Here is a 5,026-nt window from a genome sequence, read left to right on the forward strand (position 1 = left end):
CCAACATCAATGTTGTCGCAATCTTTGTCAGTGTTGGTATCTCGCTATTGACCTCTACATCATCCCAATAAACCTGTTTTTTCCCAGCCATTTTGTTCACCTCCATTATTAATTATTATGCCTGGCGCCCGATCACGGTCATCCGACCTTTGGCTGCTACGGTGCCATTTTGGTTGGTATATGTAGTTTCTAACACGCCAAATACCGATGGCCCTGTCTTTCCTTCCTTCGCATAAATGTCTGCGATTTTAGCAGAAGCCACTATGACATCTCCAGGACGGATTGGAATAAAAAATTCATAATCAACTCCCCCATCAAGCACTCCAGGAAAGCCAGCAACTGCAAACTCCATCATCATCGTTACCATTGGGCCTGGTAACATAGGGCCCTGTTTTGCTGGCCAGCCAAAGAAGCCAGGGGGACATACAATTGATCCATTCTCTGTATTCTTTGCATAATCCTCATCACACCATAAGGGATTTGTATCACCAACTGCATCGGCAAATCTCTTTATTGAACCCGGCTCAATCTCCATAACAACAGGATCTGCCATTACACCGATAAATTTCTCCCTCATTGCATCTATTTTAGTTTGTATCTCACCGTTGCCCACCTTCATTACCTCCATTATTTTTTTCTTGCTCTAATTAAGAGCTATTATTTTTTCATGACATTGCTACTTAAATCATACAAAAGATATTTAACGATGATGGCCATCGTAGTTTCCAGTTAGTATTTTGTCAAGAAAAAGTTTGGCTATGCTGAGCATATTTAAATTTAATCAAATTCATCTTCTAGCAAATGAAGCAAAAATACCCCAAAAACAAAGGTTAGCAAAAATGAAGAACGCTACACCAATACTATCGCAAAAGTGTGCATAGGATTCAGGTGTTATTTGCACTTCCCCCATATATATGGAAAATATTAACATTGCGATACCCATACTGAACATTTGTCCAGTTAGTCGCATTGTTCCAATCGTTGATGAAGCTATCCCATAAAAATTTTTGTCAACAGAACTCATGATTGCATTTATATTTGGAGATGAGAAGAGCGCGAAACCAAATCCAAGGAGAATTAAGCTAACAATGATATATTCAACACTGCTTTTTTCATCCAAGAAAGATAAAAGCAAAAGCCCTATAGTTATGAAAGCTGAACCCGTTGAGATAAGTATCCTCGATTCGATTCTATCTGAAATCCTACCTGCAAATGGTGAAAGAATAGCCATTACAATAGGACGGGATACAAGGATCAGGCCAGTACTTTGTGGACTGAGTACCTTTACATATTGTAAGTAGAGGCTCAAAATGAAACCAACAGAAAATGTTGCAGTGTAATTAATAAAGGCTGCTAGATTTGATAAAGCAAAAACCTTATTATCTCTGAATAGGTCCATATTCAAAAGAGGATCCTCCACATTTATCCCCCACCAGATAAATGAGCATATCCCCAAGGCACCGATAACTATTAACCATATCCCTGCTCTTCCAGGTAACAGAGAGAATCCATACATAATTGCTACAAGCGAGAAACTGTAAATTATTGATCCGATAAGATCGAACTTCTCCCCCCTTGGTTGCTCCCACTCACCTCTTAGTTTCCATAAAATAACAATGATTATTATTAAACCAAAAGGGATATTGATAAGAAAGATAATTCTCCAGCCAAAATGTTGCGTTAGAAGTCCTCCACCAAGAGGGCCAAGAGATAAGCCTATATAAACTGAAGCCACATTTATCCCTAGGGCTTTGCCTCTCTCCCTTTCGGGAAATACTAAAGTAATAAGCGCTGTGCCTGTAGCAAATATCATTGCACTTCCAACACCCTGCATAATTCTAAAGCAGATTAGCATAAGGGCAGACTTTGATATTGCAGAAAGTAAAGAGGAAATGGTATAGATAGATATGCCATATGTAAAAAATTTCTTCCTGCCATATATATCTGCCATTTTCCCAAATGGTACGAGAAACATCGCGGCAGCTAACATATATGAAGTAGCAACCCAGCTTAATAGAACTGTATTCATTGAAAACTCGTTCCCAATTGATGGAAGAGCAATATTTATGGAGGATCCCATGAAGGGTGTAATGAAAGATGCAATTGAGACAATAAGTAGAACAATCCTCTTAGCTGCATTATAGTCTATTTGATGCATACTCTTAGGCTTTCTGTAAATTTACTATGAATAAATAACTCAACTTGAATAAATAGTAGACTTCTTAATATCTCCTTTATCCCTTAGCTAAGAGAAAAATCCTTATATAGTTGCAACGTTATTCGCAACGTCATCTCCGAGTTCACTTGTCGACATGCCCATATTACCGGCTCCCATCCCATCCATCTTCAAGATGGTATTCTTCATAGCTTCTTCAACAATCATAGAAGCATTCTCCTCACCGAGAATTTCTAGCATCATCTGACCAGCACTGATTGCTGACATCGGATTGATTACATTCTTGCCGGTATACTTCGGAGCACTCCCACCGATCGGCTCAAACATTGAAACGCCTGACGGATTGATATTTCCTCCAGCTGCAATACCCATACCGCCCTGTGTAATAGCTCCCAGATCGGTAATGATATCACCGAACATGTTACCAGTAACAATAACATCAAACCATTCAGGATTCTTTATCATCCACATACAAGTGGCATCAACATGATAATAGTCACGTCTGACATCCGGATAATCCCTTTTGCCGATTTCATGGAATGCTCGCTCCCAAAGATCATATACATAGGTTAAAACGTTTGTTTTGCCACATAGAGCCAGTGTATTTCTTTTGGCCCGTTTTTTTGTATATTCAAATGCCCATTTCAAACAGCGCTCGACCTGATAACGATTATAGACCATTGATTGCACTGCAACCTCATTTGGTGTACCTTTCATAGAAATTCCGCCGATGCCCGTATAAACTCCGCCCGTATTTTCACGGACAACAACATAGTCAATCTCATCAGGTCCCTTATCTTTTATCGGTGTTGGAACGTTTTCATAAAGCCTCACCGGTCTAAGGTTAATATACTGATCAAGCTCAAATCGGAGTCGAAGGAGAATTCCCTTTTCAAGCACACCAGATTTTACATCAGGATGACCAATCGCACCCAGATAAATTGCATCGAATTGTCTCATCTCGTCAATAGCAGAATCAGGAAGCACTTCACCCGTACGAAGATAACGCTCTCCACCAAAATTATAATCAGTAAATTCAAATCGAAAGTTTTCACGATCCGCTACAGCTTTCAAAACCTTTACACCTTCACGAATAACCTCCGGACCAGTACCATCACCACCAATAACCGCAACCTTGTAGATTCTCATAAGCCTACCCTTAGTCCTACATTCTTATACTTACTCTATTCCTATGAATTTATCCCTCTTAATCTTTGGACAGCAAAGGCTATCCCCTGCGCATTGAGCTCAATATCAGTTTGAAGAAATTTCTGGTTTTCGTATGAAAAGGGCAAATCTCTGCTTTCCATTTCATCTTTAAAGAAATCTATCATCCTCTCCATACAGAATCTTTCCAAACTCACTTGATCCATATCTGAATTTAGCGCATCATTTAGAATATTCTCCATTTTATGGATAGATTCTATCATCATCTCAGAGCCTTCTTTTACATGTTCAAAAGGACCATAATGTGTTAAAAAAGCTGTTCTTGCACCTGTATTATAGATTTTATTGATGCTATCACATGCTTCATTGGGATCAAAGTCTGTTGGTGACGTTGAAGGAAATATAAAAGGCCTGTTTCCTGACTGCAAAATTGGGAAAGCCAGACCAAAGGAATCACCAGTAAATATTCCATTAGTGCCTGAATCATAAATACACATATGGTGTTTTGCATGTCCGAGTGTATAGATAAATTTAAGCTCTCTATTGCCAAATTCTATAATTTCGCCATCTCTTACTACACGGACACGCTCCTCCTCAACAGGTCCTATCTCGCCATAGATCCTTATAAACTCTTCCTCGCCAAATAATGCCTTTACCGCATCTATAAGTCTGGTAGGATCTATAATATGTCGTGCAGCCCTTTGTTGAGCGAGTACAACTGCGTTTGGGCATAAATTAACCAGCGCAGATGTTCCGCCTGCGTGATCCAGATGAACATGAGTAACAATTATATACTCCACGTTCTCAGGCCCTAGGCCATATTCTTTGAGCTCAGAAATAAACCTGGGAACAGCAAATTGAGTATTAGTCTCAACAAAGACACATCTCTTCCCCTCAATTAAAAGATAAGCAGCCGCATACATAGGAAAGATATGATTACAATCGATTAAACTTATTTTTTCTGAAATCTTCTCTCTAATCATATATATCGATCCAGATATCTATCTATGTGGGATCATAGCTATCAGAATCTATTATCTTGTGTCAAGCCTTTATTCATGGGCAAGTCATCTTGTATAAATAATAAAAAATCTGATCTCATGCGTATTATTCAAAGAGAACCAATAACTTCAATCATGAGGCAGAAAATGATTTATTTACAATTTTCCTTTTGTATGGAGTAAAAATACTTACTAGGGGGAATTGATATAATTCACCTTGAATTAGTGAAGAAGCGATACAAATCACACTATAATACTTTATAACTCTGTAATCTTAATAAAATTTTATAAGATAACTAGCATGATATAAGGAAGTGTTAAGATATATATTTTAAACTTGAACTTGAATCACAGAACCTATCCCTTATCTCAAGTATTTCATCAATTATTTTATGAAAAAGTTCAACGAGGTAGGGATCAAAATGCGTCCCACTTCTACTTTCAATCTCAGCAATTGCATCTTCTATCAGCCATGCCTCCTTATAGGGGCGATCAGAGACTAAGGCATCAAATACATCACATAATCCAACGATACGACCTGAAAGAGGGATCTCTCTATTTTGCAATCCCTGTAGATATCCAGAGCCATCCCATCTTTCATGATGCGTTAATGCTATAACTTGAGCCATATGCAGGTATTTATTATTGTTATGATCGGACAGTATCTTTCCGCCGATGCTCG

At 38.5% G+C, this 5,026-nt stretch carries 5 protein-coding genes; all 5 read right to left on the reverse strand.

All coding sequences use genetic code 11. The features are described 5' to 3' along the window. Positions 1 to 115 precede the first annotated feature (115 nt). Positions 116 to 619, reverse strand: a complete 504-nt coding sequence (locus tag SVZ03_02065) for a MaoC family dehydratase N-terminal domain-containing protein (GenBank protein MDY6932993.1) — start codon at positions 617 to 619, stop codon at positions 116 to 118. Positions 620 to 787: 168 nt separating this feature from the next. After that, complete coding sequence (locus tag SVZ03_02070) at positions 788 to 2,158, reverse strand: MFS transporter (GenBank protein MDY6932994.1); 1,371 nt, start codon at positions 2,156 to 2,158, stop codon at positions 788 to 790. Positions 2,159 to 2,260: 102 nt separating this feature from the next. Beyond that, positions 2,261 to 3,325 (reverse strand): 3-isopropylmalate dehydrogenase, encoded by a 1,065-nt coding sequence (locus SVZ03_02075; protein MDY6932995.1) that lies wholly within the window; start codon positions 3,323 to 3,325, stop codon positions 2,261 to 2,263. A gap of 41 nt (positions 3,326 to 3,366) precedes the next feature. Then, complete coding sequence (locus SVZ03_02080; protein ID MDY6932996.1) at positions 3,367 to 4,326, reverse strand: MBL fold metallo-hydrolase; 960 nt, start codon at positions 4,324 to 4,326, stop codon at positions 3,367 to 3,369. A gap of 335 nt (positions 4,327 to 4,661) precedes the next feature. Further along, on the reverse strand, positions 4,662 to 5,026 hold a 365-nt coding region (locus SVZ03_02085; GenBank protein MDY6932997.1), incomplete at its 5' end, for an HD domain-containing phosphohydrolase.

The organism is Spirochaetota bacterium (assembly GCA_034190085.1).
Taxonomy (GTDB): domain Bacteria; phylum Spirochaetota; class UBA4802; order UBA4802; family JAFGDQ01; genus JAXHTS01.